This window comes from Agromyces humatus (genome assembly GCF_021228295.1).
Lineage (GTDB): Bacteria > Actinomycetota > Actinomycetes > Actinomycetales > Microbacteriaceae > Agromyces > Agromyces humatus.
The window spans coordinates 239,263-265,927 of record NZ_JAJQPD010000005.1 but is presented as its reverse complement, the minus strand read 5'-3'; the positions used below and the strand labels follow the sequence as shown (position 1 = coordinate 265,927).

Annotated in this window: 29 protein-coding genes and 2 pseudogenes; 22 read left to right on the top strand and 9 right to left on the bottom strand. The window is 70.0% G+C overall.

Annotated elements, in window-relative coordinates:
* Window positions 1-18: 18 nt before the first annotated feature.
* Together LSF15_RS10720 and LSF15_RS10715 are read right to left on the bottom strand one after the other, a co-directional pair.
* Entirely contained in the window at window positions 19-1,527 is a 1,509-nt protein-coding gene (locus tag LSF15_RS10720) for a multicopper oxidase family protein (RefSeq protein WP_232498524.1), read from the bottom strand.
* Complete coding sequence (locus LSF15_RS10715) at window positions 1,511-1,993, bottom strand: hypothetical protein (RefSeq protein ID WP_232498523.1); 483 nt, start codon at window positions 1,991-1,993, stop codon at window positions 1,511-1,513. Before LSF15_RS10715 ends, LSF15_RS10720 begins: the two co-directional genes overlap by 17 nt.
* A 197-nt stretch (window positions 1,994-2,190) precedes the next feature.
* On the opposite strand from LSF15_RS10715, the gene LSF15_RS19055 reads away from it, so the two are divergent.
* The 5 genes and pseudogenes from LSF15_RS19055 to LSF15_RS10695 all read left to right on the top strand — a co-directional run bounded on the left by LSF15_RS19055 (window position 2,191) and on the right by LSF15_RS10695 (window position 7,897).
* Window positions 2,191-4,263, top strand: coding sequence for a sensor histidine kinase (locus LSF15_RS19055; protein ID WP_232498522.1), 2,073 nt, complete (start codon window positions 2,191-2,193; stop codon window positions 4,261-4,263).
* A gap of 78 nt (window positions 4,264-4,341) precedes the next feature.
* Window positions 4,342-6,441 (top strand): GAF domain-containing sensor histidine kinase, encoded by a 2,100-nt coding sequence (locus tag LSF15_RS19050; protein WP_232498521.1) that lies wholly within the window; start codon window positions 4,342-4,344, stop codon window positions 6,439-6,441.
* Window positions 6,434-7,111 carry a response regulator transcription factor gene (locus LSF15_RS10700; protein WP_232498520.1) on the top strand — a complete coding sequence of 226 codons (678 nt, stop codon included), beginning with the start codon at window positions 6,434-6,436 and terminating at the stop codon, window positions 7,109-7,111. The genes LSF15_RS19050 and LSF15_RS10700 overlap by 8 nt, the downstream gene beginning before the upstream one ends.
* A 9-nt stretch (window positions 7,112-7,120) precedes the next feature.
* Window positions 7,121-7,399 (top strand): annotated as a pseudogene (locus LSF15_RS19215) (nuclear transport factor 2 family protein); the annotation flags it as partial.
* 120 nt (window positions 7,400-7,519) lie between these two features.
* A complete protein-coding gene (locus LSF15_RS10695) occupies window positions 7,520-7,897 on the top strand; it encodes a nuclear transport factor 2 family protein (protein ID WP_232498519.1) in 378 nt (125 codons plus the stop codon).
* A gap of 12 nt (window positions 7,898-7,909) precedes the next feature.
* Here the strand turns inward: LSF15_RS10695 and ectB are convergent, their stop codons facing one another.
* Complete coding sequence (gene ectB, locus LSF15_RS10690) at window positions 7,910-9,184, bottom strand: diaminobutyrate--2-oxoglutarate transaminase (protein WP_232498518.1); 1,275 nt, start codon at window positions 9,182-9,184, stop codon at window positions 7,910-7,912.
* 85 nt (window positions 9,185-9,269) lie between these two features.
* Window positions 9,270-9,767, bottom strand: coding sequence for an ASCH domain-containing protein (locus LSF15_RS10685; protein ID WP_232498517.1), 498 nt, complete (start codon window positions 9,765-9,767; stop codon window positions 9,270-9,272).
* A 193-nt stretch (window positions 9,768-9,960) separates the two neighbouring features.
* Between LSF15_RS10685 and LSF15_RS19210 the strand changes: the two are divergent.
* Window positions 9,961-10,482: pseudogene (locus tag LSF15_RS19210) on the top strand (M14 family zinc carboxypeptidase); the annotation flags it as partial.
* Between the two features lie 756 nt (window positions 10,483-11,238).
* Here LSF15_RS19210 and LSF15_RS10675 read toward each other — a convergent pair.
* Together LSF15_RS10675 and LSF15_RS10670 are read right to left on the bottom strand one after the other, a co-directional pair.
* On the bottom strand, window positions 11,239-11,622 hold the full coding sequence (locus LSF15_RS10675; protein WP_232498515.1) for a YciI family protein: 384 nt from the start codon (window positions 11,620-11,622) through the stop codon (window positions 11,239-11,241).
* A 103-nt stretch (window positions 11,623-11,725) separates the two neighbouring features.
* On the bottom strand, window positions 11,726-12,925 hold the full coding sequence (locus LSF15_RS10670; protein WP_232498514.1) for an MFS transporter: 1,200 nt from the start codon (window positions 12,923-12,925) through the stop codon (window positions 11,726-11,728).
* Between the two features lie 61 nt (window positions 12,926-12,986).
* On the opposite strand from LSF15_RS10670, the gene LSF15_RS10665 reads away from it, so the two are divergent.
* Complete coding sequence (locus LSF15_RS10665) at window positions 12,987-13,457, top strand: SRPBCC family protein (RefSeq protein ID WP_232498513.1); 471 nt, start codon at window positions 12,987-12,989, stop codon at window positions 13,455-13,457.
* A complete protein-coding gene (locus tag LSF15_RS10660) occupies window positions 13,454-13,768 on the top strand; it encodes an ArsR/SmtB family transcription factor (RefSeq protein WP_231047595.1) in 315 nt (104 codons plus the stop codon). Before LSF15_RS10665 ends, LSF15_RS10660 begins: the two co-directional genes overlap by 4 nt.
* Before the next feature lie 42 nt (window positions 13,769-13,810).
* Here LSF15_RS10660 and LSF15_RS10655 read toward each other — a convergent pair whose 3' ends face one another.
* Entirely contained in the window at window positions 13,811-14,812 is a 1,002-nt protein-coding gene (locus LSF15_RS10655) for an alpha/beta hydrolase family protein (protein ID WP_232498512.1), read from the bottom strand.
* A gap of 116 nt (window positions 14,813-14,928) precedes the next feature.
* On the opposite strand from LSF15_RS10655, the gene LSF15_RS10650 reads away from it, so the two are divergent.
* The 11 genes from LSF15_RS10650 (at window position 14,929) to LSF15_RS10600 (ending at window position 23,497) form a co-directional block, all read left to right on the top strand.
* Complete coding sequence (locus LSF15_RS10650; RefSeq protein WP_232498511.1) at window positions 14,929-15,537, top strand: TetR/AcrR family transcriptional regulator; 609 nt, start codon at window positions 14,929-14,931, stop codon at window positions 15,535-15,537.
* Between the two features lie 183 nt (window positions 15,538-15,720).
* Window positions 15,721-16,647 (top strand): ABC transporter ATP-binding protein, encoded by a 927-nt coding sequence (locus tag LSF15_RS10645; RefSeq protein ID WP_232498510.1) that lies wholly within the window; start codon window positions 15,721-15,723, stop codon window positions 16,645-16,647.
* Window positions 16,644-17,519 carry an ABC transporter permease subunit gene (locus LSF15_RS10640; protein WP_232498509.1) on the top strand — a complete coding sequence of 292 codons (876 nt, stop codon included), beginning with the start codon at window positions 16,644-16,646 and terminating at the stop codon, window positions 17,517-17,519. The genes LSF15_RS10645 and LSF15_RS10640 overlap by 4 nt, the downstream gene beginning before the upstream one ends.
* On the top strand, window positions 17,512-18,558 hold the full coding sequence (locus LSF15_RS10635) for an extracellular catalytic domain type 1 short-chain-length polyhydroxyalkanoate depolymerase (RefSeq protein WP_232498508.1): 1,047 nt from the start codon (window positions 17,512-17,514) through the stop codon (window positions 18,556-18,558). The genes LSF15_RS10640 and LSF15_RS10635 overlap by 8 nt, the downstream gene beginning before the upstream one ends.
* 79 nt (window positions 18,559-18,637) lie before the next feature.
* Complete coding sequence (locus tag LSF15_RS10630; protein ID WP_232498507.1) at window positions 18,638-19,363, top strand: DUF998 domain-containing protein; 726 nt, start codon at window positions 18,638-18,640, stop codon at window positions 19,361-19,363.
* Window positions 19,360-19,710 carry an ArsR/SmtB family transcription factor gene (locus LSF15_RS10625; RefSeq protein WP_232498506.1) on the top strand — a complete coding sequence of 117 codons (351 nt, stop codon included), beginning with the start codon at window positions 19,360-19,362 and terminating at the stop codon, window positions 19,708-19,710. The genes LSF15_RS10630 and LSF15_RS10625 overlap by 4 nt, the downstream gene beginning before the upstream one ends.
* On the top strand, window positions 19,700-20,209 hold the full coding sequence (locus LSF15_RS10620; RefSeq protein WP_232498505.1) for an SRPBCC family protein: 510 nt from the start codon (window positions 19,700-19,702) through the stop codon (window positions 20,207-20,209). The genes LSF15_RS10625 and LSF15_RS10620 overlap by 11 nt, the downstream gene beginning before the upstream one ends.
* Before the next feature lie 34 nt (window positions 20,210-20,243).
* Window positions 20,244-21,095 carry an alpha/beta fold hydrolase gene (locus LSF15_RS10615; protein ID WP_232498504.1) on the top strand — a complete coding sequence of 284 codons (852 nt, stop codon included), beginning with the start codon at window positions 20,244-20,246 and terminating at the stop codon, window positions 21,093-21,095.
* 69 nt (window positions 21,096-21,164) lie between these two features.
* Window positions 21,165-21,653 (top strand): DUF6069 family protein, encoded by a 489-nt coding sequence (locus LSF15_RS10610; RefSeq protein ID WP_232498503.1) that lies wholly within the window; start codon window positions 21,165-21,167, stop codon window positions 21,651-21,653.
* 45 nt (window positions 21,654-21,698) lie between these two features.
* The gene (locus tag LSF15_RS10605; protein ID WP_232498502.1) at window positions 21,699-22,874 is read left to right on the top strand and encodes a histidine kinase; all 1,176 of its coding nucleotides are present in this window, start codon (window positions 21,699-21,701) and stop codon (window positions 22,872-22,874) included.
* A complete protein-coding gene (locus LSF15_RS10600) occupies window positions 22,871-23,497 on the top strand; it encodes a response regulator transcription factor (protein ID WP_232498501.1) in 627 nt (208 codons plus the stop codon). The genes LSF15_RS10605 and LSF15_RS10600 overlap by 4 nt, the downstream gene beginning before the upstream one ends.
* Before the next feature lie 34 nt (window positions 23,498-23,531).
* Here the strand turns inward: LSF15_RS10600 and LSF15_RS10595 are convergent, their stop codons facing one another.
* Entirely contained in the window at window positions 23,532-23,984 is a 453-nt protein-coding gene (locus LSF15_RS10595) for an Lrp/AsnC family transcriptional regulator (RefSeq protein ID WP_232498500.1), read from the bottom strand.
* 105 nt (window positions 23,985-24,089) lie between these two features.
* On the opposite strand from LSF15_RS10595, the gene LSF15_RS10590 reads away from it, so the two are divergent.
* Window positions 24,090-24,752 carry a LysE family translocator gene (locus LSF15_RS10590; RefSeq protein ID WP_232498499.1) on the top strand — a complete coding sequence of 221 codons (663 nt, stop codon included), beginning with the start codon at window positions 24,090-24,092 and terminating at the stop codon, window positions 24,750-24,752.
* A gap of 9 nt (window positions 24,753-24,761) precedes the next feature.
* Here LSF15_RS10590 and LSF15_RS10585 read toward each other — a convergent pair whose 3' ends face one another.
* Complete coding sequence (locus tag LSF15_RS10585) at window positions 24,762-25,112, bottom strand: VOC family protein (RefSeq protein ID WP_232498498.1); 351 nt, start codon at window positions 25,110-25,112, stop codon at window positions 24,762-24,764.
* Between the two features lie 58 nt (window positions 25,113-25,170).
* On the opposite strand from LSF15_RS10585, the gene LSF15_RS10580 reads away from it, so the two are divergent.
* Together LSF15_RS10580 and LSF15_RS10575 are read left to right on the top strand one after the other, a co-directional pair.
* The gene (locus tag LSF15_RS10580; RefSeq protein ID WP_232498497.1) at window positions 25,171-25,692 is read left to right on the top strand and encodes a TetR/AcrR family transcriptional regulator; all 522 of its coding nucleotides are present in this window, start codon (window positions 25,171-25,173) and stop codon (window positions 25,690-25,692) included.
* Between the two features lie 90 nt (window positions 25,693-25,782).
* On the top strand, window positions 25,783-26,658 hold the full coding sequence (locus LSF15_RS10575) for an LLM class flavin-dependent oxidoreductase (protein ID WP_232498496.1): 876 nt from the start codon (window positions 25,783-25,785) through the stop codon (window positions 26,656-26,658).
* Window positions 26,659-26,665: the final 7 nt, after the last annotated feature.

The following is a 26,665-nucleotide window of genomic DNA, read 5'->3' as shown; positions in this document are numbered from 1 at the left end:
TCAGGCTGGGTGCCGCGGCTACTCGGGCTGGTTGCCGGCGTCGCCGTTGATCGTGAAGGGGGTCGTGACGCCCTCGTACATCACGTGGGCGATGAGCCCGTCGACGGCGTGGGGGAGCGTATGGCAGTGGTCGCTCCAGATCCCGGGGTTGTCGGCGACGAACGCGATCTCGTACGACTCGCCCGGGTGCACGTCGAGCGAGTCGACGATCCATGGGCTTCCGGATGCCGCGACGCCGTCACGTGACAGCACGGCGATGTGGTGGCCGTGCAGGTGCATGGGGTGCACCTCGCCGGAGTCGTTGACGATGCGCATCGCGACGACATCGCCCTCGCGCACGTGGAACATGGGCACGTCGGGGAAGAGCCGGCCGTTGATGGTCCAGAAGTTGCCGGGGCGGCCGTCGATGACGCCGAAGCGGCGGCCGATGACGTAGTCGTACGTGCGGTCGGGCGATGACGCATCGAACCCCAGGGGCGTCGGGTCGCCGTAGGCGAGCAGGTCGAGCGTCTGCGCCGGCTGCGGTGTACGAGCGGCGGATGTCCCTGGCTCGCCGATCTCGATGCTGCGAGCTCCACCCACGTGCAGGCGCACGGCTCCACGTGGCGGGGCCTGCACCGCGACATCCGCCCGCCCGCCGGCGGGGATGAGGAGCCGCTGCCCATCGACCGGGGTCGGTGCGTCCACCTCGTGCCCGTCGGTCGCGAGCACCCGGAACGGCGACGCCGACCACACGGCGGCGGTGCCCGGATCGGAGTTGATGACGCGCACCCGCACGGTCTCGCCTGCCGAAGCGGCCACCTGCTCGTCCCCGACGCGTCCGTTGAGTGTGTGCTGCCCGCCGTACACGTGCAGCAGTGCGGTGACCTCGACGTCGGCGGCGACCTCCGGGGGTGCGGCGGGGTCGATCACGATCGCGCCGAGCAGCCCGCCCTTGACCTGCTCGTGCGACACCTGGTGGGAGTGGTACCAGTAGGTGCCGGCATCGGTGGCCTCGAAGCGGTAGACGTGGCGGCCGCCGACCGGCACCGCGTCCTGCGTGATGCCCGCGACCCCGTCGGCCGCGTTGGGCACGTCGATGCCGTGCCAGTGCAGGGTGGCGCCGGCGGCGACCGACTCGTTCACGAACGTCGCCTCGACGAGGTCGCCCTGCCGGGCGCGGATCTCGGGGCCCGGCGACGTGCCGTTGAGCGTGTAGCCGTCGACCGAGCGCCCGCCGGGCACCTCGACGAGCTGCTGCCGGGCGACGAGTTCGACGCGCACGTCGGCGGGGCGGTCGGGGTCGGCGGCGAGCGACGTCACGCTGACGTCGCCGGTCGCCGTGAGGGTGCCGGATGCCCCGGTGGGTGACGCGCCCGCCGACACGGGTTCGCCGTGCCCGGCGTGCCCGTGGTCGCTGCTTCCCATGTCCATCACGGAGTACTCGCCGAGCAGCGTGGAACTCCACGCGAGCGCCCCGGCGCCGAGCGCGGTCGCGACCGCGACGCCGACGACGGCGCACCGCACGAGGTCACGCCGCGATGGCATCTTCGGTCGCCTCCTCGGCGGTCGCGCGCGTCGCGCGGGCGCGACGGGAGCGGCGTGCGAGCAGCGCGGCCGCGACCGCGGACACCACGACGGCGAACGCGTTCGCACCGTGGATGAGGCCGAGGAAGGGCATGTCGGTGATCGAGAAGCCGAGGGTCACCTGCAGTACGACGAGCCCGAGGGTGATCGCGGCCCACAGGCGCGCGCCCTTCGCGCGGGCGAAGAACGAGACGGCGAGCAGCGCGACGGCGAGCAGCGGGATGACCCCGGCGCCCACGATCCCGTGGATCCAGAAGCCGAGCTCACCGGTGCCGCCGGCCCCGCCGCTCTCGAGGAGCGCCTTGTCGACCACCCCGCCCCCAGCGACGTTGTTGAGCACGCCGCCGAACGCGAAGGCGATCGCGGCGGCCTGCACGACGACGGCCGCGGCGATGATCCAGGCCAGGCCCGCGTAGAGCTTGCACATGAGGTTCACTCCCTGTTCGTGCGGCGCCGTGGCGCGGCCTCCGCCTGGAAGAACGCTCGCCGACGGCGGCGCCCGCCGGAACACGGCAGACCGGATGCCGCGTGGGGGAGCGCCGCACTGCCGATGGAGGACAGCCGCTAAGGGATGTCGGGGGTCACCCCCTCCCGCAGGCGGCCGCCGAGGAGGACGATGGGAGTGTGCTCCGCAGGTGGGGATGGCTCGCAGCCCTGGCGCCGCTCGGAGCGGCGTCCCTGCTGTACGTCGTGATCGCGCGCGGATTCCTCGCGGGAGCGGTGGATCCGAGCCTCGGCTGGCCCCTGCTCGGCATCCTGCCGCTGTTCGCGTTCAGCATGTGGCTCTTGACCGCCTCCACGGCACGCTCGGCGCTGTTCCTCGCGTGGGCGGCGACCGCGATGGCGGTGGGCTCCGCGTACGAGACGTTCGTGCTGACGAACCCCGACGTGCTCCGGGAGCCCTGGTACCCGATCTTCAACCTCGTCGGGTTGACCGCCTCCACGGTCGCGTCAGCGGCGTTCGTCAGCATGTTCGCGACCTTCCCGACGGGCATCCCGGAGCGGCGGTGGCAGCGGATCTCGGTCGGGTTGTTCTGGGTCCCGGTCGTCGCCGTCCCGTTCTCGCTCCTCGTGGTGCCGCACGTGCTCACGGTGCAGGTGCACGCCGAGCAGGGAGCCGGCATCCCGAATCCGTTCGCCCTGCCGGTCCTCGCCTGGGCGGACCCGATCGTGGAGTGGATCGTCTACCTGTGGCCGGCGGTGTTCCTCGCACTCGCCGTGCTGATCTCGCGTGCGTTCTTCGGGGATCCAGAGGTGCGCGTCCGCACGCGCCTGATGGCGTGGCTCACCTTCGCGATGGTCGTGAGCTACTCGCTCACGCTGTTCATCCCCGAGAACGTGATCGCGAACGCCGCGGTGCTCGTGCTCCTCACGGCGATCCCGCTCGTGGCGATCCACGGCATCCTCCGCCACGGCGCATTCGACGTGGCCGCGGCCGACCGCGCGCGCCTCGTCACGCGGTCGTCGAACGTGCTCATCACCGTGCTCTACGGCATCGCCGTCGTGGCCCCCGCCGTGCTGCTCGTCGATCGACTGACACCCCTTGGGATCGCCTTCCTCACGGGGCTCATCGCGCTCGCCCTGCTTCCGGTGCGGGGGTGGCTGCAGCGGTGGATCCATCGGGTCGTCTTCGGCGACCGCGACCGCCAGCTCGCGATGCTCAGCCAGCTCGGCTCGGAGCTCGAGCGCACGGCCGAGCCCAACGACCTTCTGACGCACCTGGCGGCTGCCGTGGCCGACGGACTCGGCGCGTCGTGGGTGCGCATCCGCCTCGCGGCCTCGGACGGTGCGCTCACCACGTCGCCCGCGGGGGTCGCCGGCGACGTGGTGGGTGAGCCGATCGAGGCAGTCGACCTCGTCCACGCGGACGAGGTCCTCGGGCGCATCGACGTCGGGCCGCGCCATCGCGGGGAGTACAGCGACGCCGAGCGGACGCTGCTGCGCACGGTCGCCGGCCAGGCCGCGGCATCCGTTGCCAACATTCGCCTGACGGCGCGGCTCGCCGAGCAGCTCGTCGAGTTGACCGCCTCGCGCGAGCGCCTCATGGCGGCGCAGGATGACGAGCGCCGCCGTTTGGAGCGCGATCTGCACGACGGCATCCAGCAGGACATCGTGGCGCAGATCGCCGGCCTCAGGCTGGCGCGCAACCGTCTGGAGCGCGGTCAGCTCGGCCCTGCCGAGTTGTCGGAGCTGCAGCAGCAGGCCCGTCAGACCCTCACCGACCTGCGCGAGCTCGCGCACGGCATCCACCCGCCGGTGCTGAGCGACAACGGGCTCGTCGCCGCGATCGAGTCTGGGGCGGCGCGGTACCCGATCCCGCTGGCCGTGGACGCCGACGCGCGGGTCCGCTCCGAGCGGTATCCCGACGATGTGGAGACGACTACCTACTACGTGGTGCGGGAGGCACTGGCGAACACCGCGAAGCACGCGAACGCCACGATGGCGACCGTGGCGCTGGCCCGGACCGACGGCCGGCTGCGCGTCTCGATCCGCGACGACGGATGCGGCCTGGGTGCCGTCCTTCCGTCGTCGGCGGCGAGCGGCGGGCTCGCGAACATCCGCGACCGCGTCGCGGTGCTGCGCGGCACGGTCCGGATCTCTTCGGGGAGCCCCTCGGGCGGCGGCACGACGGTGGACGTCGATCTCCCGGTCCGGGATTTCGCCGCGGCCGACCGGGCGGGATCGCCGAGCCCATGAGGGGATGGAGGACAACCCCCACGCGCGGGCATGGATGGCCCTCTCCCGCGAGGGCCACGGCAGGAGGACGATAGGACCGTGGACCGAAGGTGGGTGTGCATCGCAACGCTGGGCCCGATCGGGGTCGCGGCGCTGGTGTACATCGTCGTCGTGCGGGGCTTCATCGAGGGCGACGCCGACCATGCGCTCGCCTGGCCGCTCCTCGGTGCGCTGCCCTTCTTCGTGCTCGGCATGTGGCTGCTCACCGTGACGCGCTCGCGCATCGCGGTGCTCGTGGCGCTCGCCGCCACGGCGATGCTCGTCGGCTCGGCCTACGAGACGTTCCTGCAACGGAACATCGAGGTCGTGACGGAGCCGTGGTTCCCGCTGTTCAACCTGATCAGCCTGACGGCGGATGCCACGGCCACCTCCGCCCTGCTCGTCGTGTTCGCCTCCTTCCCCGACGGCGTGCCCGAGAAGCGGTGGCAGCGTATCGCCGTGGTGTTCCTCTGGACGCCCATGCTGGTCGGTCCCTTGACCCTGCTCACCACGTCGCACGTGGTGATGTCGCCCTACATCGGCATCAGCGGCGACGCCATCCCCAACCCCTACGTCGTGCCGTGGCTCGAGTGGGCGGCGCCGGCGGTGAACTTCCTCGTCTATCAGGCGTGGCCGGCTGTGGCGCTCGGGTTGGTGGTGCTCGGCACCCGTGCCCTGTTCGGAGCGCCCGAGGTGCGTGCGCGCACGCGCGTCATGGCGATCACGGTCGCCGCGGCGTGCGTGGCGTTCATGCTCTGGCCGATCCTGCCGTGGCCGGCGGTCGGGCAGTTCCTCGTGTTCGCGTGCCTCATCGCCCTGCCGATCGCCGCCGTGCACGGCATCTTCCGCTACGGCGCGTTCGACATCGCGCCCGGCGACCGCGGGCGCAGCGTGGCGCGTTCGTCGAACCTGCTCATCACGGTGTTCTACGGCATCGGGGTCGCGACACCCGCCATCGTGCTGTCGGGGCAGCTCCGGGTGGTGCCCGCGGTGCTCCTCACGGCGCTCGTCGCGGTCGGGCTGCTGCCGGTGCGCACGTGGGTGCAGCGGTGGATCCACCGCAGGCTCTTCGGTGACCGCGAGCGGCAGTTCGAGATGCTCAGCGAACTCGGCGCCCGCCTCGAGGAGGCCGGCGAGCCGCGTGACCTGCTCACCAGGCTCGCCGAGGCGGTGCGCGGCGGCGTCGATGCCTCGTGGGTGCGGATCCGGCTTGCGACGAGTGACGGCGCCCTCGCCGCAACCCCCGTGGGCGTCGCCGGGGATGCAGTCGAACCGCGCGTTCTCGCGGATGCCGAGGATGTCGTGCTCGCGGCCGATCTCGTGCGCGGCGACGAGACGCTCGGGCGCATCGAGGCCGGCCCCCGCCGCCGCGGCGACTACAGCGAGTCCGAGCGAACGCTGCTGCACACCGTCGCGGGCCAGGCAGCGGCATCCGTCGCCAACGTGCGCCTCACCGCGCAGCTCGCCGCGCAACTCGACGAACTGACCGCGTCGCGCGAACGGCTCGTGGCCGCGCAGGACGACGAACGCCGCCGCCTCGAACGCGACCTGCACGACGGCATCCAGCAGAACGTGGTGGCGCAGATCGCCGCACTTCGTCTCGCTCGCAACCGGCTGGAGCGCGGCGAGCTCACGCCCGCCGAGCTCGCCGAGCTGCAAGACCAGGCGCGCGAGACCCTCACCGACCTGCGCGAACTGGCGCAGGGCATCCACCCGCCGGTGCTGAGCGACAATGGGCTCGTGGCGGCGGTCGAGTCGGGTGTGGCGCGGTACCCGATCCCGCTGTCGGTCGTGGCCGACGCCGCGGTGCGCGCCGAGCGGTTCCCCGACGACGTCGAGACGACGGCGTACTACGTCGTGCGCGAAGCGCTCGCGAACACCGCGAAGCACGCTGGTGCGACCCACGCCTCGGTCGCGCTGCGCCGCAACAACGGGCACCTGCGCATCGCGATCAGCGACGACGGTCGCGGAATCGGCAGCGTCGAGCCCGCGTCGGTCACGGCGGGCGGGCTGGCCAACATCCGAGACCGGGTGGCGGCACTGCGCGGCACGCTGCGGGTGTCGGCGGCCGAGCCGTCGGGCACGACGGTGCTCGTCGACATTCCCGTGGATCGCCCCCCAGCGGTCGCCGCCGAGCGCGAGGCGGACCGCGTTGGATGACTCGGTCAAGCTGCGCGTCGTGATCGCCGAGGACAACTACCTCGTGCGAGAAGGCCTGCGCCGCCTGCTCGAGGACTCCGGCGAGATCGATGTGGTCGCCTCGACCGGCAACGCCGCCGAGTTGCTCGACGCGGTGCGACGACTCAACCCCCAGGCGGTGCTCACCGACATCCGCATGCCGCCCGGCCACCACATGGAGGGCATCGAGGCCGCCCGCGACATCCGTGCCGCCCACCCTGAAACGGGTGTCGTGGTGCTCTCGCAGCACGCCGACGAGAGCTACGCGCTCGCCCTCTTCGCCGACGGCTCGGCCGGGCTCGGCTACCTGCTGAAGGACCGCATCGGCGACCTCGAAGACCTCGTGCATGCGCTGCGCGAGGTGTGCACCGGCGGTTCCGTCATCGACCCCCAGATCGTCGACACCCTCGTTCGCCGCCGCAGCGCGGGTGCGGCGAGCCCGCTCGCCGCACTGTCGCCGCGCGAGCTCGAGGTGCTGCGCGAGATGGCGCAGGGCAAGTCGAATGCGGGCATCGAGCAGTCGCTGTTCCTGTCGACCTCGACCGTCGAGAAGCACGTCAACGCGATCTTCACGAAGCTGCGGCTGCCCGAGTCAGGCGTGCATCGGCGGGTGGCAGCGGTGCTCGCGTTCCTGCAGAATGACGCTGCGTAGGGGGACGACATGCCTGACGAGGTCATTGGCAGGTTGGTGGTGGCGGTGAACGATCACGACCTGGAGGCGCTGGTCGCGCTCTTCGACCCCGACTACGACAGCCGGCAACCGGCTCACCCGGCGCGCGCCTTCGTCGGCCGCTCCCAGGTCCGAGCGAACTGGGAGGCGATGTTCGCCGGCATACCCGACTTACGGGCTGAACTCCTTCGATCGGCGCAGCACGGCGATACGACCTGGTGCGAATGGGTCTGGTCGGGCACTCGCGCCGATGAGCAGCCGTTCGAGGTGCGGGGCGTCACCTCCCCCGGCGACCGGCGCTCTGCCCTTGACGCCTGCCCGTGTCGGGGGCACGCTGATCGCATACGTCAACCGCAACGGCGCGGGATCCCGCGCGAGAGGGCAGGTCTCATGAACCCCACGGCTGAACTCACCACCGACCTCACGACCGAGAAGATCGCGTGCGCGTTCTCGAGTCACCGATTCGAGGTCGCTCTGCCGCACCTGGCCGACGACGTCGTGTGGACCCTCGTCGGCTCCGATCCGCTGATCGGGCTCAAGGCCGTGAGGAAGGCGACCGAGCGCACCGCGAAAGATCTCGCCGGGGTGACGACCGAGTTCCAGCGGCAGCGCACCGTGGTGGGTGAGGACAGCGTCGCGGTCGACAGCCTCGCCAGGTACACCGACGCCACGGGAGACGTCTCGATCGTCGCCTCGTGCGACGTCTACGACTTCGACAACGGACGCATCACCGAGATCGTCTCGTACACCGTCGAGCTCTCGCGCTGAGGCCGCGGGCGGTCAGCGGGCGAGCACCGCGTCGAGGCTCTCACGCACGATCGCGAGGCCACGGGTGAGTTCGTCGTCGGTGATCGTGAGCGCCGGGAGGAACTTCAACACCTCGTCGAAGGCGCCGGATGTCTCGATGATGAGGCCGCGCCGGAAGGCCTCGGCCGAGATGCGACCCGCGAGGGTGCGGTCGCCGTCGCAGGCGAGCCCGTACATGAGACCTCGGCCGCGCGGCGCGAGGCCGAGTTCGGGGTGGTCGGCGGCGATGCGGTCGAGCTCGGCGCGCAGCAGTGCCGACTTGGCGGCGACGCCGTCGGTGAAGGCCGAGTCTGCCCAGTAGGCCTCGAGCGCGACGCGCGCCGACACGAATGCCAGGTTGTTGCCTCGGAACGTGCCGGTGTGCGCGCCCGGCTTCCACACGTCGACTTCGGGGCGCAGCAGCACGAGCGACATCGGCAGCCCGGATCCCGAGATCGACTTCGACACGGTGATGATGTCGGGGACGATGCCCGAGTCCTCGAAGGCGAAGAACGTGCCGGTGCGGCCGACGCCCGCCTGGATCTCATCGAGGATCAGCAGGATGCCTCGCGCCGCGGTGATCTCGCGAAGCCGTGCCAGCCACGGCACGCTCGCGACGTTGATGCCGCCCTCGCCCTGCACCGCCTCGACGATGACCGCTGCGGGCAGGTCGAGCCCCGAGCCGGGGTCGTCGAGCATCTTCTCGAGCAGGTCGAGCGTGTCGACGTCGGGCCCGAGGTAGCCGTCGTAGGGCAGTCGCGTGATGTCGCCGAGCGCGATGCCCGCGGCATCCCGATACGTGCTGTTCCCGGTCGCGGCGAGCGCGCCGATGCTGAGGCCGTGGAATGCATTCGTGAACGCGACGACGTTCGAGCGGCCCGTGGCCTGGCGGGCGACCTTGAGCGCCGCCTCGACGGCGTTCGCACCCGTCGGCCCCGTGAACTGCAGCTTGTGGTCGAACCCGCGCGGCGCGAGCACGTACTGCTCGAACGCCTCGATGAACGCCTTCTTGGCCGACGTGGCCATGTCGAGCCCGTGGATGATGCCGCCGCGCTCGAGGTACTCGACGAGCGCACGCGTGAACACCGGGTTGTTGTGCCCGTAGTTCAGCACCCCCGCGCCGGCGAAGAAGTCGAGGTACTCCCGGCCGTCGGTGTCGACGAGGGTCGAGCCGCTCGCGCGGTCGAAGACCGTCGGGAAGGCGCGGATGTACCCACGGACCTCGGATTCGCGGCGGTCGAAGACGTCCAGGGCTGCGGCGTCGCTCATGGCGTGCGGGCTCCTTCTCAGGGGATGGCGGGGATCCTTCGAGCCTAGAACGTCCGGCTGGGTGCCCGGTGCGCGGGGCGCGCGGTCAGTCCTCGCCGGCGGGTTCCGGCCAGGCGATCTCGAACCGCTCGAACACGATCTCGTGCTGTTCCGTCCACTCGAAACCGAGATGGGCGCTCACCCGCCGCCAGTACCGGCTGTGGTTCTCGCGCCACGATTCGAGCGAACGGTCGTCTTCGCCCTCGTCGAACGCGAAGGCGGCGTCGACGCTCGCGAACGTGCCGATGCGCAGTTCGGTGTCACGGAGGATGACGCGAGGGCGGCCGGTCGAGTCGCAGGCGATCCAATGACCGCCGATGCGCGGAAGGGGTTGGCCATCGAGGGCGAACTCGGCGACCAGCGCGGCGGTGGCTCGCTTGGTGCCGTCGAGCACGAGTCCGAGGAGCTCATCGGTGAGTTCGGGGTTGTCGCCGAAGACCTCCGCCGGCGGCGGCTCCGGGTCGGTGGCGCGATCCGGTCGCGCCGCGCGATACTCCTCCCACATCTCGCTCGCAGCGGCCTGATCGATGGGGGCGTTCTGCATGAGATCAGTCTGGCAGTGAGGCCGCGGAACGCGCCGAAGGCGGGCTCGGCCGGACGATCGGCGCGGCTCGGGCCCGAGGTGCGGACGAGCGGCCCTTGACGCGTGCGAAGCCGTCTCCATAGGCTCCGAGGAAGCCCTCGGGGAAAGCGTCTTCCTTGCTCGATCCCGAGGGGCTCGTGTCGCTCCCGGCGGCATGTCCGACTCGATGAGGAGCATCCTGATGAGCTTTGGCCGTAACCCACTGCATCACCGTCGTCGCACCACCCTTCTCGCCGCGGCGGCCGCATTCGCCGTCGCCGTGCCGCTCACCGCGAGTGGCCCGGCTCTCGCCGACGCGAACTTCCCCTCTCCCAACGGCAACACCAACATCGCCAGCATCGTCACCTACGACGACGTGATCGCCGAGCTCGACCGGCTCGAGCGCACGTCGAACTTCGGCCTCGACGTCATGACGCTCGCCGAGGTCGGCACCGAGGTCAGCACGTCCGAGCAGGGCCGCGACCTCCATGTCGCCACCGTCGGCGACGGGCCCGAGGCAGTGTGGCTGCAGGGTCGCATCCACGGCAACGAGCCCTACGGCACCGAGTCGCTGCTGGCCGTGCTGAAGGAGCTGGGCACGAACGGCTCGCACGACTGGAACCTGCTGCGTGAGACCTACACGTTCCACGTCGTGCCGATGTACAACCCCGATGGTTCGGAGCTGAACATCCGCCAGACGATCCTGCAGGACGGCTCGGGTACCCGCATCGACCTGAACCGCGACTGGGGCGCGGGCAAGTTCGTCGCCGCCGAGTCCGAGGCGTTCTACGAGTACTGGACGATGGTCGACCCGGTGTTCGCCATCGACATCCACCACCAGGGTCTGAAGCGGCAGGCCGGCACCGGTGACGAGGTGACCCTGTCGCTCGGCATCTCGCTCGCTCCCGGCGGGCCCACGCTGCCGACGATCGAGGGCGGAGCCTATGACGTCCTCACCCGGCAGATGCACGTGCACGTCTTCGACGAGCTCGCGAAGTACGGCAACATCAACATGGATCGCTATCAAGTGGGCGGAAGCCTCGAGATCGACATCAAGGGCGGTGTCGTCTCGGCGATGATGCTCGGGTTCGACTACAAGGGCCTCAACCCCGAGGGCCACAGCAACCCCGCCGTCTTCTTCGAGACGAGCGGCAACTCGAGCGACGGCAGCCTCGGCCAGAAGGCCCGCGGCAAGTCGATCCGACAGAACGTGCTCGCGATGCAGGAGCTGCTGCTGGGCATGGCCACCGGAGAGGTGCAGCAGGAGGACGCGGCCCGCTGGGAGGAGATCCCGCACGCACCCGTCACCGGTTACCAGACCGACGACGGCGTGATCCCCGCTTCCTTCTGACGCACGCTCGCTGCTGATCAGGTCGGCGGCAGGGTCTCCGGCGATGCCGGGATCCTGCCGCCGCTGTCTCGTGGGGTCGATGCGGATGTCGCGCGCTCGGCCTCAGTCGTCGGGCATCGAGCGGCGGTCGCCGACCGTGCGGTCGGAGCGCGGGAATGCGAGCGAGTCGGCGCGCACCCACCACTCCATGACGTCGTAGGCGAGGCGCCCGGCCGCGACCGACGGGTCGCCGTCGGACAGGCGGGCGGCCTCGACCGGGTCGCAGGCGAAGATCGACATGCCGCGATACGTCGGGTCGCTCTGCTCGTCGAACGGCCCGTTCACGACGATCACGCCCGTGCGCCCCAGCTCGGCGCGGTAGGCGAGGTGGCGTGCCTGGAGCTCATCGAGTTCGTCTTCGGACAACTCGGGGGCATCGGCCGGCCGCCGCAGCACGACGACCGTGTAGACGTCGAACGCGTCGGGGATGTCGGGATTGCGCGGCACGACCGTCAGCTTTCAGTAGATGTGCGGCTTCTGCAAGAGCGCGAGCGTGTCGTCGAGGGTCTCGAACGGGTCCGTGTTGCGCTTGATCAGACGAGCACCGGGGTCAGGCGTTGGTCGCGGCGACCGCCTGCTCCGCTTCCGCCTCGTCGATGGCGCGCTGTGCGGCGGCATCCTTGGGGTAGATGCGGTACATGATCGTCCACAGCACCGCGTTGATGGCGTACGGGACGGAGATGAGCCAGAACATCAGCAACTGAAGGCCCAGCGCATCCGCGAGGAAGCCGAACGCGAGGCTGAAGAGCGCCGCGAACAGTCCCTGGACGAACGAGAAGATGAAGGCATAGGCAGTCGCCACCACGCTCTTGTGCACGACTGATCCGACGATCGGCAACACGGCGCCGGGGTGGCCGATCGAGTTGATGAGTCCGGTGGCGAACACCGCGATGTACACGGCGACGCCGTGACCCCAGTCGATCTGGAACAGCAGTGCCGTCGACACCGCGTACGCCACGAGGTAGCCCTGCATCATCATGACGCGACCTCGTGAGCCGTACCGCCGTTCGAACCAGTCGCCGAGGAAGCCCCCGATGAAGCCGCTGATGACCGCCCCGAGCATGTACGCCGACATCAGCAGCGCGGCATCGGCGGTGGTCCAGCCGCGATCGTCGACCCAATAGGTGATGAAGAAGGCGAACAGCACCAGGCTCGTCGTGAACACGACCTGCACCGCCATGAACAGGATGGTCCGGTTGCGAAGCAGCCCGACCGCGTCGCGGAGGTTGAACCTCATGGCGTCGGGGTCGATCGCGCCGACGGGCGTGTGCTTCCTGGGCTCATGCACGAGCAGCAGGATCAGGATGCCCGAGAAGATGCTGATGCCGCCTATCGCGAACATGCCGTAGCGCCATCCGTCTTCGACGTTGGCGAACTGGCCGATGATGGGCGTCGCGATGACGGATGCCCCGACGCCGATCGTGTACAGGATGAACAACTGCGTGGCGTCCTGCGCGAATCCGGCCGCAACCGTCCACAACCCCCACAGCCCGGTGGCGATGAACAGGATCTTCTTACGGCCGAACCGGTCGGCCAGTGCCGCCCAGACCGGCCCGAACAGCATGCGCGCGAAGCGGCTGATGGCGGTGAGGATGCCCAAAGCGCTCGTCTGCAGGCCGAGCGAGTCTCGGATGACGGGGAAGAGGGTGTTGACGAGTCCGCCCTCGAAGCCGTCGACGATGCCGGCGAACGCGAGGGCGATGCACCGATCTTCTCCCGCTTCGCAATATGCAACCAAAGGGTTGCGCAAGGGTCATTAATCTGCAACCATGAAGTTGCAGACAAGCACGAAAGGACTGATCATTGTGAGCATGACCGACAACGAGGCATCCGTCATCGACGAAGGCACCTTCACCGTTCGGCGCACCATCCGCATCGCCGCGCCCATCGAGAAGGTGTGGACCGCCGTCACCGCGCCCGAGCACATCTCCCGCTGGTTCGGGCGCACCGTGCTCGACGGCGCAGGCGTCGGTGCGACCGGCACCATCACGTTCCCCGAGTACGGGTCGGTGCCGATTCGGGTCGAGGTGTTGGATGCGCCGCGCACGGTGTCGTACCGATGGGGCAACGACGATGCGCTCGGGCACCTGCGCGACGAGCTCGACGACCGGTCGACCGTCTTCACCTTCACGCTCGAACCGGTGCCCGACGGCACTCGACTCACCGTCGTCGAGACCGGCTTCGACCGCACCTCCGACCCGGCGGCGAACATGGCGAGCCACGGCGAGGGCTGGGTCGCCGAGCTCGACAAGCTCGTCGCCCTGCTCGAGGGCGACGCGTGACGACGACGCTGGTGCCGGTGTTCGCCGCACTCGGAGACGAGACCAGGTGGAGCATCCTGGCGGCACTCGGCGAGGGCGACGCGTCGGCGTCGGCCCTCGCCGGGCGCCTGCCGGTGACCCGACAGGCGATCGCGAAGCACCTCGCCGTGCTGCAGGACGTGGGGCTCGTCGAGCCGATCCGGGTCGGGCGCGAGGTGCGCTACCGGGTGATCGGATCGCAGTTGAGCGACACCGCGCATCGGCTCGACGCCATCGGCGCCGAGTGGGACCGCCGTCTCGCCGCGATCAAGGAGATCGCGGAGGGGCTCTGACCAGGTCGCCCGCACGCGCTCGGCCGTGCCGAGGTCAGGCGGTCACGCCGCTTGATGCTGCTGAGTTGCGCCACCACGCTTGCGGTCCACCCGTCCGATCTCATCGCCGACTTCGGCCAGGAGCGCGCTGGCGGCGCTCCAACTGTGATCGTCGGGGTTCAGCGCACTGCGCAGGTACGCCGACGTGAGCCGCTGCAGCACGGCGACGCGCACCGGGTTCTCATCCGTCGTCTCGGCGACCTCGTACCCCGGGATGCCGCCGAGTGAATGCTCCGCGCCGAACAGGGTGAGCAGGTCCGTCGCACCGGGACTGAACGTGAACGCGTCTGTGAACCAGTCCGGTCCCCGGCTGGACATCCGCGACTGATCGCGGTCGCCGGCCACCACCAGCGTCGGCGTGCTCAGCTCGGCGAACGACGGCGACATGAACGGGAAGTTCTCGGCAGCGAATGGGTGGAGTTGCGCGCCCGCCAGGCCTGTCGCTGCCAGCAAGACGCCCGCCTTGACTCGCGGATCAGACATGTCCGGCCCCGGTTCACCGTCGGCGTCAAGGACACGTGCGCCAAGCAGCGTCTGCACGGTCTGTGCGCCCCAGGAATGACCGACTGCCGCGATGCAGTCGCGGTTCACCCGGCCCTCGAGTCCCGGCACGGCGGCCTCGATCAGGCCGAACTCGTCGAGGATACGGGTCATGTCGTCGATCCGTTCGAGCCAGATCCGCGCGAAGCGCGGATCGCCGAAGCCGATGCCGAGACGCCGAGAGTCCAGATGCGTGGGCTGAACGACGACGAAGCCTCGCGAGGCCCAGAACGATGCCAGCGGCGCATACCCATCCAGGGGCCAGCCGTTCCCGTGCGAGAACACGATCACCGGAAGATTCGAACCCGTGAGCGGCGCCGAAACGCGCGCCTCCAAGGGCACGGCGCGACCGGGCGTCGCCAACGTCACCGGTGCCACTGAAACCACCGGGTCGGCACCCCCGATGATGGCGTCCAGCGCACCCACGATTGGTGCGGTCGAAGGCTGGGCGGTCACTGTGCTCATCCAGAGCGTCCTTTCGTCACAGGCGCATCTGAGTGGATAATGAAAACGGAGCGCCGCTCCGAATACGATACGGAGCAGTGTTCCGTTTTGCAAGCATGCGAACCGATGGAGCCGAATTGTCCCGAGTCCGACCGACCGAATCGACCTCGGTCAGGGCCAGGCGGGTTGACGCGAGCCGAAACGAACGGATTCTGCTCGAGGCAGCCGCCGGCGTCTTCGCCGAGCGCGGCGTGAACGCGCCCGTTCGTCTGATCGCCGTCGCCGCAGGCGTGGGCATGGGCACGATCTACCGACACTTCCCGACCCGCGCCGACCTGGTCATCGCCGTGTACCGGCATCAAGTCGAGAGCTGCGCCGCAGCAGGGCGGGTACTGCTTGCCGAGTCCTCGTCACCGGCTGCGGCGCTTCATGCATGGGTCGACCTCTTCGTCGAATTCCTCGTCACGAAGCACGGGCTCGCCCAAGCGCTTCGCGACGACCGCACCGGCTTCGACGCGCTGCACGACTACTTCCTCGATCGCCTGGTTCCCGTCTGCGGCGAGCTCCTCACCGCGACGACACCCGATACAGCCGAGCCGGCGATCAGCGCATACCAGTTCATGCGAGGGATCGGGAACCTCTGCATCCGCGCTCCCGAGGACGAGGGGTACGACCCTCGTCCGCTCGTCCGACTCCTCATCTCAGGAGTACTTCACGAACAAGACCAGCGCGCTGGGACGAGCTGACCCGACGGTCTCGTGCGGTGAAGTTCTCGAGGCGGCGGCACCCGTCGCCGCCCGGATTTGACCGTGTTCCGACAACACGGTGTGGACTCGTCGCAGACACGGATGCGGCGCGCCATCGGCCCCGCTCGCGCCGGCGAGTGACCGCCGGCCATCCCGACCATCGAAGAGAAACGAAGATCGCCCATGATCCAGGCCCGATCCCTCACGAAACGGTACGGCGCGAAGACCGCGGTCGACGGTGTCGACTTCACCGTCCGCCCGGGCGTCGTCACCGGGTTCCTCGGCCCGAACGGCGCCGGCAAGTCCACGACGATGCGCATGATCATGAACCTCGACCGACCATCGGGCGGCTCGGTCACCGTGAACGGCAAGCCGTACGCGCAGCATCGCGCTCCGGTGCGGCAGGTCGGCGCGCTGCTCGACGCGAAAGCGGTGCATCCCGGGCGGACGGCCCGCAATCACCTCCTCGCCATCGCCGCCACCCATCGCATCCCCCCCTCGCGCGTCGACGAGGTGATCGAGCTCACGGGACTCGAATCGGTGGCGCGCACACGAGTCGGCGGGTTCTCGCTCGGGATGAGCCAGCGACTCGGTCTCGCGGTCGCGCTGCTCGGCGACCCCGCAACGCTCATCCTCGACGAGCCCGTCAACGGGCTCGACCCCGACGGTGTCGTGTGGGTCCGCCTGTTGGCGCGGCAGCTGGCGGCGGAGGGGCGCACCGTCTTCCTCTCCTCGCACCTCATGAGCGAGATGGCGCAGACGGCGGACCACGTCCTCATCCTCGGTCGAGGCCGGATCGTCGCCGACGCCCCGATGAGCGAGATCGTCGCGGGAGCCGGCAGCGCGTCGGTGCAGGTGCGCACGCCGCATATCGCGCGCCTCGTGCCGCTGCTCGAGGCGGACGGTGCGACCGTGTCCGGCGCCGAGCCCGACCTGGTATCGGTGACCGGGCTCGCAGCGCCGCGCATCGCGGAGATCGCCGCCGGCGCCGGAGTGGTCGTTCACGAGCTCACCCCGGTGACCCGCTCGCTCGAAGAGGCCTACATGGCGCTGACGCGGGACGACGTCGAGTACCGCGCCGAGCGGATCGCCGTGGAGGCGAACCGATGACGACCGCGACAATGCCCCAGGAGATCACCCCCGTCGCTCGCGACCTCGGCTTCGCCGGCATCATCCGTTCGGAGTGGATCAAGCTCCGCAGCGTCCGCTCCACCTGGTGGTCGCTCGCGATCCTGCTGGCGCTCACCGTCGGACTCGGAGCACAGGTATCGTCGTCGCTCAGCTTCCAGGGTGTCGCGGGTGTTCCCACGCAAGACGCGGTTCAGGACCTGGCGGTGTACGCCGTCATGGTCAGCACCGACTTCGGTGCTCTGATCGTCGGAGTGCTCGGCGTCATCGTCATCGCGGGAGAGTACGGCACCGGCATGATCCGATCGACCCTCACCGCCGTACCGATGCGGGTGCCGGTCCTCTTCGCGAAAGCGCTCGTCCTCGCCGCCGCGATCTTCGTCGTCAGCGCGGTCGCTTTCGCCGTCACGGTCCCGATCTCCGTCGGACTGCTCGCCGGCAATGGTGTCGCCGTTCGCCTCGACGACCCGCAGTACTGGCTCGCGCTGCTCGGCGGCACGGGATACCTCGTGCTGGTCGGTCTCATCGCCTTCTCCATCGGCGCGGTGCTGCGCAACACGGCCGGCGGAATCGCGGTGGCGCTCGCGCTGCTCCTTGCAGCGCCGGTCGCCCTCGGCCTGGTGCTCGGCTTGACGCCTTCGACCTGGCTCGAGACGGTCTCGACGCTGCTGCCGTCCCTGGCGGGCACGGTGCTGTACAGCTACCCGACGACGCAGAGCTGGGTGAACCTCTCCACCGTGACGGCTGACGACGGCTGGCTCACCGAGCCGTGGCAGGGCGCGCTGGTCCTCATCGTCTGGGTGGTGGTGCTGTTCACCGCCGCGGCCGTGCTGCTCCGGCGACGCGATGCGTGACCGCGACGAGCGGCCCGCCGGTCGTGGGCGGCGGCGTCGGTGGCCGTGGATCGTCGGCGGTGCGGCGGCGGCACTCGCGGCCTTCGGCGTCGTGCTCACCCTCGTGTTCCAGTTCGGCCTGGCGTGGTGGAGCGGCGACGGCGACCGCAATCACATCCACGTCTCGCAGGACGGCGCCCAGCAGCACTACCAGGTCCACCTTCCGCCCCAGCACGACGGATCCGCGAAGCTTCCGGTGATGATGGCGATCCACGGATGCGGCATGACCGGGTTCGGGTGGAACTCGATGAAGGACACCACGCAATTCAACGCACTCGCCGACAGAGAGGGTTTCATCGTCGTCTACCCCACTCAGCGGATCTTCGAGAACAGCATCAACTGCTGGAACTCCGCGGACCCGCGCAACCAGATCCGAGGTGCGGGCGAGCCGGCGCTCCTGGCCGGCGTGGCGCAGGAGGTCGTCGAGACCTACGGCGCCGATCCCGACCGGGTCCACGTGTCGGGGGCCTCGTCGGGAGCCGGCGCGGCGGTGATCCTCGGCGTCACCTATCCTGATGTGTTCGCGACGGTCACCTCGGTCGCCGGAGGCGAGTACGGGCTCAATCAGGTCGACCCCGACGATCCCGACGCCACCCCTCCGTCGGTCACCGGCCGGCAGGCGTGGGCGCAGATGGGCGACCGCGCTCGACCGGTGCCCCTGCTCGTCGTGCAGGGCGGTCGGGATGACGTCGTGCCGCCGATCGTCGGCGAGCGGCTCGTGGAGCACTGGAGCGCGGTGCTCGACCTCGTCGACGACGGGGTGCTCGACGACAGCCTCGGCCTGCGTGCGGAAACCGTCGCCCATCCGGCGCGAGGGGAGCGGTACGGGCACGAACAGACGACGTTCCGGTCGCCCGAGGGCGACGTGCTCATCGAGTACGTCTTGGCGGCCGAGCTTGCGCATTCGTGGCCGAACCCCGATGGCGAGGGCCTTTTCACGGACATCGCGGGCCCGAACGTGACCGAGATCGCCTGGAGATTCGCACAGCTCCACGATTGACCGTGTGGTCGGAGCACGTCGACTGTCGCACCGCAAATATCTACTTGTGTGTATATACACACAGGTGTATTCTCGAGGTATGACGAAACACACTGCTCCATCACCGAACCGCATCCGCCGCGCACCCGCGCTGGTCGCCGTGTTCGGCGGCGCGGGTTTCGTGGCCTTCTTCGTGGTCGCGCACCTCGTGCAGCCGACCGTCGACGGGTCGTGGCAGCCGCCCAGCGAGCTCGCGCTCGGCGCGAACGGCTGGGCGATGACCATCGCCTTCCTCATGCTCGGCGTCGCCGGCATCGGCCTCTTCCTGGCACTGACCTCGCAGGTCGTCACGTGGCCGGGCCGCATCGGGTTGGCGGCGATCCTCGTCGCCGCGATCGGGTTCATCGTGGCCGCGGTGTTCCCGACCGATCCCGCCATGACACCTCCGGGCGAGATGACCCTCAGCGGCATGCTGCACTCGATCGGGCCGGTGCTCGCCGACGGCATCCCCATCGCCGCGATCATCCTGGCCGTGTCGCTGACCCGCCACAGCCCGCAGTGGCGTCGGGTGCGCTGGGTGCTCGTGCTCGGAGCAGTCCTCACGGTCTGGGCGGCCGTGCTGCTCACGGTGAGCCTGGCCGTGCTGATGCCGGCGACGGGTCAGCTCGGTCCCGACGTGCCGGTCGGATGGCAGGGTCGGTTCCTGCTGGTGGCCGACGCGGTGTGGCTCGCCGCCGTGGGCGGCTGCGCGCTGGCGATCCGCCGCGGCCCCCGGCACGGGGCATCCGACCTCTCGGCGCCGACGATGTCAGGGCGTGTCTCGTGAGCGTCGCCGCTCTCGACCTCGACGTGCTGGTCGCGCTGGCCGAACCGAACCGCCTGCGCATCGTCGAGCTGTTGCGCAGCGGACCACGCCCCGTCGGCGAGATCGCCGAGCGGCTGTCGCTGCTGCAACCGCAGACGTCACGCCACCTTCGTATCCTCGCCGAGGCGGGTCTCGTGAGTGCCGAGAAGCAGGCCCAATCGCGGGTCTACCACCTGCTGCCGACGCAGTTCCGCTCGCTCGAGGCGTGGCTCGACAGCTTCGCCGACGTGTGGACGGATCGTGTCGACCGACTCGATTCGTACCTGTCCGAACTCGACGCACGAACGGACGACGCCGATGCCCGCTAGCACCGTCACGAAGGACTACGAAGGCCGCCGGCTCATCGTCGAACGCGAGGTTGCGGCATCCGCTGACCTCGTCTGGGCGTGCTGGACGCAGGCCGAGCACCTGCGCAAGTGGTGGGGGCCGAACGGATGGCTCGTCGACATCTTCGAGCTCGACGTGCGCCCCGGCGGCGTGTGGCGGTATCGGCTCCGGCCCGAGGCCGAGCACGAACTCGACGACGAGCAGTGGGGTCGGGCGGTCTACCGCGTCGTCGATGCACCCCACCGTCTCGCGTTCGACGATGCATTCGCCGAGCCGTCGGGCGCCGTCATCGAGGGCAGTGAGATGCCCACGACGGTGCTGATCGGCCATGCGCACGGCCTGACCTCGGTGTCGATCACCGTCGCGTTCTCACGTGCCGAGCAACTCGACGAGGCCGAGGCGATCGGCATGGTCGAGGGCTTCACCGACACGCTCGAACGGCTCGCTCGCGCGCTGGCGCTCGGCGATGAGCCGGGCTGATCACCGGCACCTCCTGAACAGAACGGAGCAGCTCATGTCGAAGACGGATGTCGCAGCGCGACGTACTGACGGAACCGTGACCTCGACCGACGGGGTGACCATCGCCTTCGAGCGCTCGGGCAGCGGCCCGGTGGTCGTGCTCGTCGCGCAGGCGCTCTCGGATCGACGCGACAACCGCAAGCTCGCCGCGGCGCTCGCAGACGAGCACACGGTCGTCAACTACGACCGGCGCGGACGAGGCGCCAGCACGGACGCGGGGGACTGGTCGATCCAGCGCGAGATCGACGACATCGAGGCGCTCATCGACGAGCACGGCGGCAGTGCGCTCCTCTTCGGCGCGTCCTCGGGTGCGGTGCTCGCGCTCGATGCGGCCGCCGCACTGCCGTCGAAGGTGGCGGGCGTCGTCGCCTACGAGGCGCCGGTGATCGTCGACGACCAGCGCCCGCCGGTGCCGCGCGAGCTCGCCGATCGCGTCGAGGCACTGGTCGACGATGGGCGCCGATCACAGGCAGTCGCCGAGTTCATGAAGTCCGCGCTCGGCGCGCCCGGGTTCATGGTGGGCGCGACCAGGCTCATGGTGCCGATCTGGCGCTCGATGGTCGCGATGGCGCCCACCACGGCGTACGACCTTCGACTGTGCGCCGGACTGCAGGACGGCACGCCGCTCACGACCACGCGGTGGAAGGGCGTCGTCGGCCCGGTGCTGGTGCTCGTCGGCGGCAGGGGCGACCCGTTCATGCGCACCGGCGGTGCCGCGCTCGCCGCTCACTTGGGTGTCGCGCTCGAAGTGGTCGCCGGTGCCCACCACGCCACGCCCATGATGAAGCCGGCGCTGCTGGTGCCGACGCTCGAGCGGTTCTTCGCGACCTCCCCCGGGGCTGACTGACATTCGTCCTGCCCGGGTCGTGACATCCGACCCTGCCGGGTGCGACCGGGCGCCCGTAGCGTCGCGGGCATGAATGAGACCACGACGCAGTATTCACCTTCCAATGCTGGCGAGAACGCCCGAGCGGATGCCTCCGGCTCACGCCGCAGGCGCTACGGCAGGGTCGCGATCCTCGTGGCCGCCGTGGCCGGACCGCTCGTCGTGTGGGCGATCGCAGTGCCGATCGCCCGCATCGACCTCACGGCCGGCACGGGCCCTGCGGCGCCGACCGTCACGCCATCGTCGATCGTGGTGGCGGGGCTCGTCATGGGATTCGGCGCGTGGGGGGTGATCGCCGTGCTCGAGCGGTTCTCCACCCGCAGCGGCCGCATCTTCGCGATCGTCGGCTGGACGGTGCTCGTGCTCTCGCTGCTGGGGCCGGTCGTGACGGGCGCGACCGGCGTCGTGCTCGCGGTGCTGCTCGCGATGCACCTCGCGACCGGCGCGACGTTGATCATCGGGCTTCCGCTTGCGGCCCGCGGTGCGGCGACGGTGTACGGAGCCCGTCTCGAGCGATGACGTAGATTGGCCACGCGAGACCCCGGTCGAGCAGACAGACTCGGAATGAGCGACACGATGACGACGATCGACGACCTCCAGCACGCACCGATCCGACCCGCGACCCGGTGGATCGTCTACCGCCCCGGCCCCTGGCTGCCGCTCATCGCGGCGCCCGTGCTGCTCATCGCCCCGCTCGTGGCGGCGATCGTCGCGGGTGACTGGCTGCGCGCGGGATATGTGCTGCTGATCGGCGCGGTCTTCGGCATCTCGGTGTCGCTGCCGTTCGGTTCGCGACGCCGACCCACTGCGGTCACCGAGTGGGTGTTCTTCGCGCTGCTGCTGATCTGCGCCGGCTATCTGGTCGCATGGCGCACCGGCCAGGCGCTCCTGTTCCCGCTGCTCGCGGTGGCTGCATCGCTCGCGATCCGCCGCAGGTGGGCGATGGGGATGGTCGGGGCGGTCGCGGTGAGCGGAGCGCTGGCCGTGGGCTTCGAGACCTGGTCGCTCGAGGCGGCGGTACTCGTGGGGTTCGCCGCCTTCGCGGGAGGCGCCGGCAACTTCGTCGTGCAGTACTACCTGGCACTCGTGCGCGAGCTCGAGCGCAGTCGCGAACGGCTCGCGGTCGCCGCGGTCGGTGAGGAACCGCTGCGCTTCTCGCGCGACCTGCACGACCTGCTCGGGCACTCGCTGTCGGTGATCGCGGTCAAGTCCGAAGCGGCCCGCCGCCTGATGAGACCGGATCCGGATGCCGCGGCCACGCACATCGCCGAGGTCGAGGCGATCGCGCGGGAGGCGCTCGGTGAGGTTCGGTCAGTCGTCTCCGGCTCCCGGTCCGTGAGCCTTGCCGAGGAGATCGCCAACGCGCGTCGCTCGCTCGAGGATGCCGGGGTCGCGACATCCGTCACCGTCACCGATCAGGTGCTTCCGATCACCGCGGATGCGATCCTCGGTTGGGTCGTTCGCGAGGGCGCGACGAACGTGCTGCGCCACTCGGCGGCGCGCCGCTGCACGTTCGAGGTGAGCGTGTCCGCGCAGGGCGCCCGCGTCGAGATCGCCGACGACGGGCCGCGGCACGCGCATGGCGGGTCCGCGCGGACGCCCGACCTCTCCTCGGGAAGCGGGCTCGAGGGGCTTCGCGAACGCATCGAAGACGCCGGTGGCGAGTTCGCCGTGGAGGCGTCGGCGTCGCGGTTCCGATTGACCGCCGTCGTTCCCCTCCCTGCGCAGGCGCGCCGATGAGCGGGCCGGTCAGCGCACCGACGACGATCCTCATCGCCGAAGACCAGGGCATGATGCGCTCGGCGCTCACGACACTGCTCGACCTCGAACCCGACCTCACCGTCGTCGGGGGAGTGGAGCGCGGCGACGAGGTGGTCGCTGCGGCACAGCGCCTGCGGCCCGACGTCGTGCTCCTCGACATCGAGCTTCCGGGTCGCAGCGGCCTCGACGTGATCGCGCCCGTGCTGGAGGCGGTGCCGGCCTGCGATGTGGTGGTCGTGACGACCTTCGGCCGGCCCGGATATCTCGCGCGGGCGCTCGCCGCGGGTGCACGTGGGTTCCTGGTGAAGGATGACCCGGTCGCGCAGCTTGCCACGGCCATCAGGCGGGTGCGGGCCGGCGAGCGGGTCGTCGACCCGCAGCTCGCCGCCGAAGCGCTGGGCGTCAGCGACAACCCGCTCACCGATCGCGAGGCCGATGTACTGCGCGCGTCGACCGAGGGCGCGACGATCGCCGACATCGCCGAGCAGTTGTATCTGTCACCGAGCACGGTGCGCAACTACCTCTCGGCGGCGATCGGCAAGCTCGGCGCGCGCAACCGCCTCGAGGCGCTCACGGTCGCGCGCGACCGCGGGTGGCTGTGACCAGCATTGCGCGCGACCTCGTCGAACCCTGCCGTCAGATCGGCAGCGGCCGGTCGTCGACGATCGTCTTCATGACGAGGGTCGACTCGACGCGGCGAACGCCCGGCAGGCCCGAGAGTTGTTCGTCCCAGAGCCGTTGGTATGCCGGCAGATCGGGTACGGCCACACGCAGCAGGTAGTCGGGGTCGCCGAAGAGTCGCAGCGCCTGGATGACCTCGGGAATCTCGGCGACGGCGGCATCGAAAGCCGGGATGGTCGCGCGATTCGCCTGCTCCATCGTGACGAACACGAGGGCGCCGAACCCGAGGCCGACCACTTCGGGGTCGATGACAGCCCGGTACCCGGTGATCGCTCCCGAGGCCTCGAGCGCGTGCAGTCGACGGTGCGTCGGCGACATGCTCAGCTGCACGCGCGCGGCGAGATCGGTGAGGCTCAGGCGGCCGTCCTGCTGCAGTTCGGCAAGGATTCTCCGATCGATGGCGTCCATGGGGTGAATTCTTCCACGCAGGCCGCTTGCGGAGGTGAAACACGGCAGCCTATTCTGCCCGTTCTTGCGTACCTTCGTCGTATCGAACGACGAGAGGGGCGCAGCGTGAACACCGAGCTGCTGATCGCATGCTGGGGCATGATGACGCTCATGGTGCTGGTTCCGGGCCCGGACTGGGCCTACATCATCGATGCGGGAATGCGGGATCGCAGCATCGTGCCGTCGCTCGGAGGGATCCTCGTCGGATACCTCGCGGCGGTCGTGGCGGTCGCGGTGGGGGTCGGCGCTGCGGTGGCCGCCCTGCCGTGGGTGCTCGTCGGGCTCACGTTCGCGGCCGCGGGCTACCTGTCGTACCTCGGCATCCGCGTGCTCAGGCAGCCGCCTTCGCTCGCCGTGGCTGGTGCGACGGGTCACAGCGGAACGGCCGGCCCAGACGTCGCGCTCGCTGCTCGGCCGTGGGTGCGCCTCGCCCAGGGCGCCGGCGTCAGTGGACTGAATCCGAAGGGGCTGCTCGTGCTGGTCGTGCTGCTGCCCCAGTTCACCGACGCGGCGGGCGCCTGGCCGATCCCGGTGCAGCTCGCCGTGCTCGGGCTCATCTTCGTCGCGAGTTGCGCGCTCGTCTACTCGGTCGTGGGCATGAGCGCGAGAACGGTGCTCCGCTTCCGGCCGTCGGCGATGCGGATCATCTCGCGTATCTCAGGGGCCGCGATGATCGTGCTCGCCGTCGTGCTCGTCGTCGAGCAGGTGTCGCATCTCGCCGGCGGGTGAGGCGGGCGGCTATTGCTCGGAGGCGTCGGTCGCCTGGTCCATGACGTAGATGGTGGCACCGCCCGGATCTTGGTAGGTGGCCATGAAGCCGCCCGGGATCTCGCCTGGCGCTTCGACCACGGCGAGCGTCTCGGGCCGGGCAGCGTGGAACGCCTCGACGCTGTCGACGACGAACAGCGGCCCGATCGGGGCATCGGGGTCGTGCGAATCGAGCATGAGCTGCACATCGGAGCCCGGCAGGGCGAGGGCCACCGTCGCATCGCCCTCGCGCCACGTCTCGGTGAACCCGAGACCGTCGCGGTAGAGGTCGAGCGAGGCACTCAGGTCGGACGTCGGAACGAATAGGAACTCGAGCTTCATGGCGCATCCTTCCGTGTCGTAACTAGATTAAAGCTCAGCATAACGCCATTATGTTGATGTGCGCGAGTGGATTCCGATATCGACCTCCCCGAAGGGCAGGCTCGCGCTCGCCGCCGTGAAGGAGTTCGGCGCACGCCCCTTCGATGAGGTCACGGTCGCCGAACTGGTTACGGCTGCGAAGGTCACCACCGGTGCCCTCTACCACCATTTCGGCAGCAAGCTCGGGTTGTACGCCTTCGTGCGCGACGACGTCGAGCAGCGCCTGCTCGATCGCATGGAGGGCGCCATCGCGGCATCCCCGACGTCGGATCGCCCGGCGGCCGTGGGCGCCGCGCTGCTGATCGGGTTCGACTTCGCGGTGCGCGAGGGCTTCCTCCGCATCCTGGGTGACCCACCCGCGGGCGCAGACGGCGACCGCCTGACCGGACTCCTGAGTGCGACGACGGCTCCGGCCCCGCCCGTGCTCGGCCGGATCCTCGCCGCCGCTTGGCGGGCTGCGCTCGTCGCCGTCGCCGAAGGGGCGGATGCGCGGCAAGCGCGCGAGTCGCTCGCGGCCCTGGAGTTCCGACTCGCGTCATGAGCCCGCCATCGCGCCCGTCGACGCGCGAGCAGGGGGCGTCACGTCGGCGCGGCCGTGCCGTCGGCGCGCAGGTGCTGCAAGAGTGATGGCATGCCACGAATCGGAGCGATCTTTCAGCCCGCCTTCCCGCCAGAGCGACTCCGGGCCGTCGTCGACGCGGCCGAGCAGGGCGGGGTCCCCGAACTCTGGCTCTGGGAGGACTGCTTCCAGGAGTCGGCGTTCGCGACTGCCTCGGCGGCCCTCGCCTGGACCGAGCGACTGCGCGTGGGCATCGGGGTCGTGCCGATGCCGCTGCGCAACGTCGCGATCACGGCCATGGAGGTGGCCACCATCGCCCGCATGTTCCCGGGTCGCCTGCTGCCCGGCGTCGGGCACGGCGTGCAGCGCTGGATGTCCCAGACCGGGAGCAGGGTCGCGTCGCCGCTCACGCTCATGCAGGAGTACGCGCCGGCCCTGCGACGGCTGCTCGCCGGTGAGGAGGTCACGACCGACGGCCGGTACGTGAAGCTCGATCGGGTGCGCCTCGACTGGCCACCTGCGGTGGTGCCGCCCCTCTACGCCGCCGGCGAGGGGCCGAAGACGCTGCACCTCACCGGCGAGGTCGCCGACGGCACCGTGCTGACGGGCGGCACCACGGTCGAGCGTGCTGCACAGGCCGTCGCAACGATCGCGGCGGGCCGCAGCGCCGCCGGGCGCGAGGGGCGCAACGAAGTGGTCGTCTATCTTCCGGCCGCGTTCGGCAGGGCTGACGCTGAGGCGCGCATGGCTCGCGAACTCACGATCTGGAACATGCCCGACGACCAGCGTCTCGCCGCCGTGGGCGATGCCTCCGCCGTCGCTGACGTCGCCGCACGGTTCTTCGCGGTCGGCGTCGACGCGGTGGTGCTGCAACCGACCTCGGATGAGCCCGACCTCGAAGGATTCCTGCGGCACGTCGGCGACGTCGCCCGGCAGTTCTCGTCGTAGCAGTTGC

Excerpts from the sequence above, each read along its gene's own strand:
- ectB (WP_232498518.1), bottom strand. The coding sequence starts at position 9,184 with ATGAGCGACGCCGCAGCCCTGGACGTCTTCGACCGCCGCGAATCCGAG.
- LSF15_RS10685 (WP_232498517.1), bottom strand. The coding sequence starts at position 9,767 with ATGCAGAACGCCCCCATCGATCAGGCCGCTGCGAGCGAGATGTGGGAG.
- LSF15_RS10715 (WP_232498523.1), bottom strand. The coding sequence starts at position 1,993 with ATGTGCAAGCTCTACGCGGGCCTGGCCTGGATCATCGCCGCGGCCGTC.
- LSF15_RS10665 (WP_232498513.1), top strand. The coding sequence starts at position 12,987 with ATGACCGACAACGAGGCATCCGTCATCGACGAAGGCACCTTCACCGTT.
- LSF15_RS10615 (WP_232498504.1), top strand. The coding sequence starts at position 20,244 with ATGTCGAAGACGGATGTCGCAGCGCGACGTACTGACGGAACCGTGACC.
- LSF15_RS10640 (WP_232498509.1), top strand. The coding sequence starts at position 16,644 with ATGACGACCGCGACAATGCCCCAGGAGATCACCCCCGTCGCTCGCGAC.
- LSF15_RS10610 (WP_232498503.1), top strand. The coding sequence starts at position 21,165 with ATGAATGAGACCACGACGCAGTATTCACCTTCCAATGCTGGCGAGAAC.
- LSF15_RS10600 (WP_232498501.1), top strand. The coding sequence starts at position 22,871 with ATGAGCGGGCCGGTCAGCGCACCGACGACGATCCTCATCGCCGAAGAC.
- LSF15_RS10605 (WP_232498502.1), top strand. The coding sequence starts at position 21,699 with ATGAGCGACACGATGACGACGATCGACGACCTCCAGCACGCACCGATC.
- LSF15_RS10620 (WP_232498505.1), top strand. The coding sequence starts at position 19,700 with ATGCCCGCTAGCACCGTCACGAAGGACTACGAAGGCCGCCGGCTCATC.
- LSF15_RS10630 (WP_232498507.1), top strand. The coding sequence starts at position 18,638 with ATGACGAAACACACTGCTCCATCACCGAACCGCATCCGCCGCGCACCC.
- LSF15_RS10585 (WP_232498498.1), bottom strand. The coding sequence starts at position 25,112 with ATGAAGCTCGAGTTCCTATTCGTTCCGACGTCCGACCTGAGTGCCTCG.
- LSF15_RS10655 (WP_232498512.1), bottom strand. The coding sequence starts at position 14,812 with ATGAGCACAGTGACCGCCCAGCCTTCGACCGCACCAATCGTGGGTGCG.
- LSF15_RS10720 (WP_232498524.1), bottom strand. The coding sequence starts at position 1,527 with ATGCCATCGCGGCGTGACCTCGTGCGGTGCGCCGTCGTCGGCGTCGCG.
- LSF15_RS10595 (WP_232498500.1), bottom strand. The coding sequence starts at position 23,984 with ATGGACGCCATCGATCGGAGAATCCTTGCCGAACTGCAGCAGGACGGC.
- LSF15_RS10635 (WP_232498508.1), top strand. The coding sequence starts at position 17,512 with ATGCGTGACCGCGACGAGCGGCCCGCCGGTCGTGGGCGGCGGCGTCGG.
- LSF15_RS10575 (WP_232498496.1), top strand. The coding sequence starts at position 25,783 with ATGCCACGAATCGGAGCGATCTTTCAGCCCGCCTTCCCGCCAGAGCGA.
- LSF15_RS10645 (WP_232498510.1), top strand. The coding sequence starts at position 15,721 with ATGATCCAGGCCCGATCCCTCACGAAACGGTACGGCGCGAAGACCGCG.
- LSF15_RS10695 (WP_232498519.1), top strand. The coding sequence starts at position 7,520 with ATGAACCCCACGGCTGAACTCACCACCGACCTCACGACCGAGAAGATC.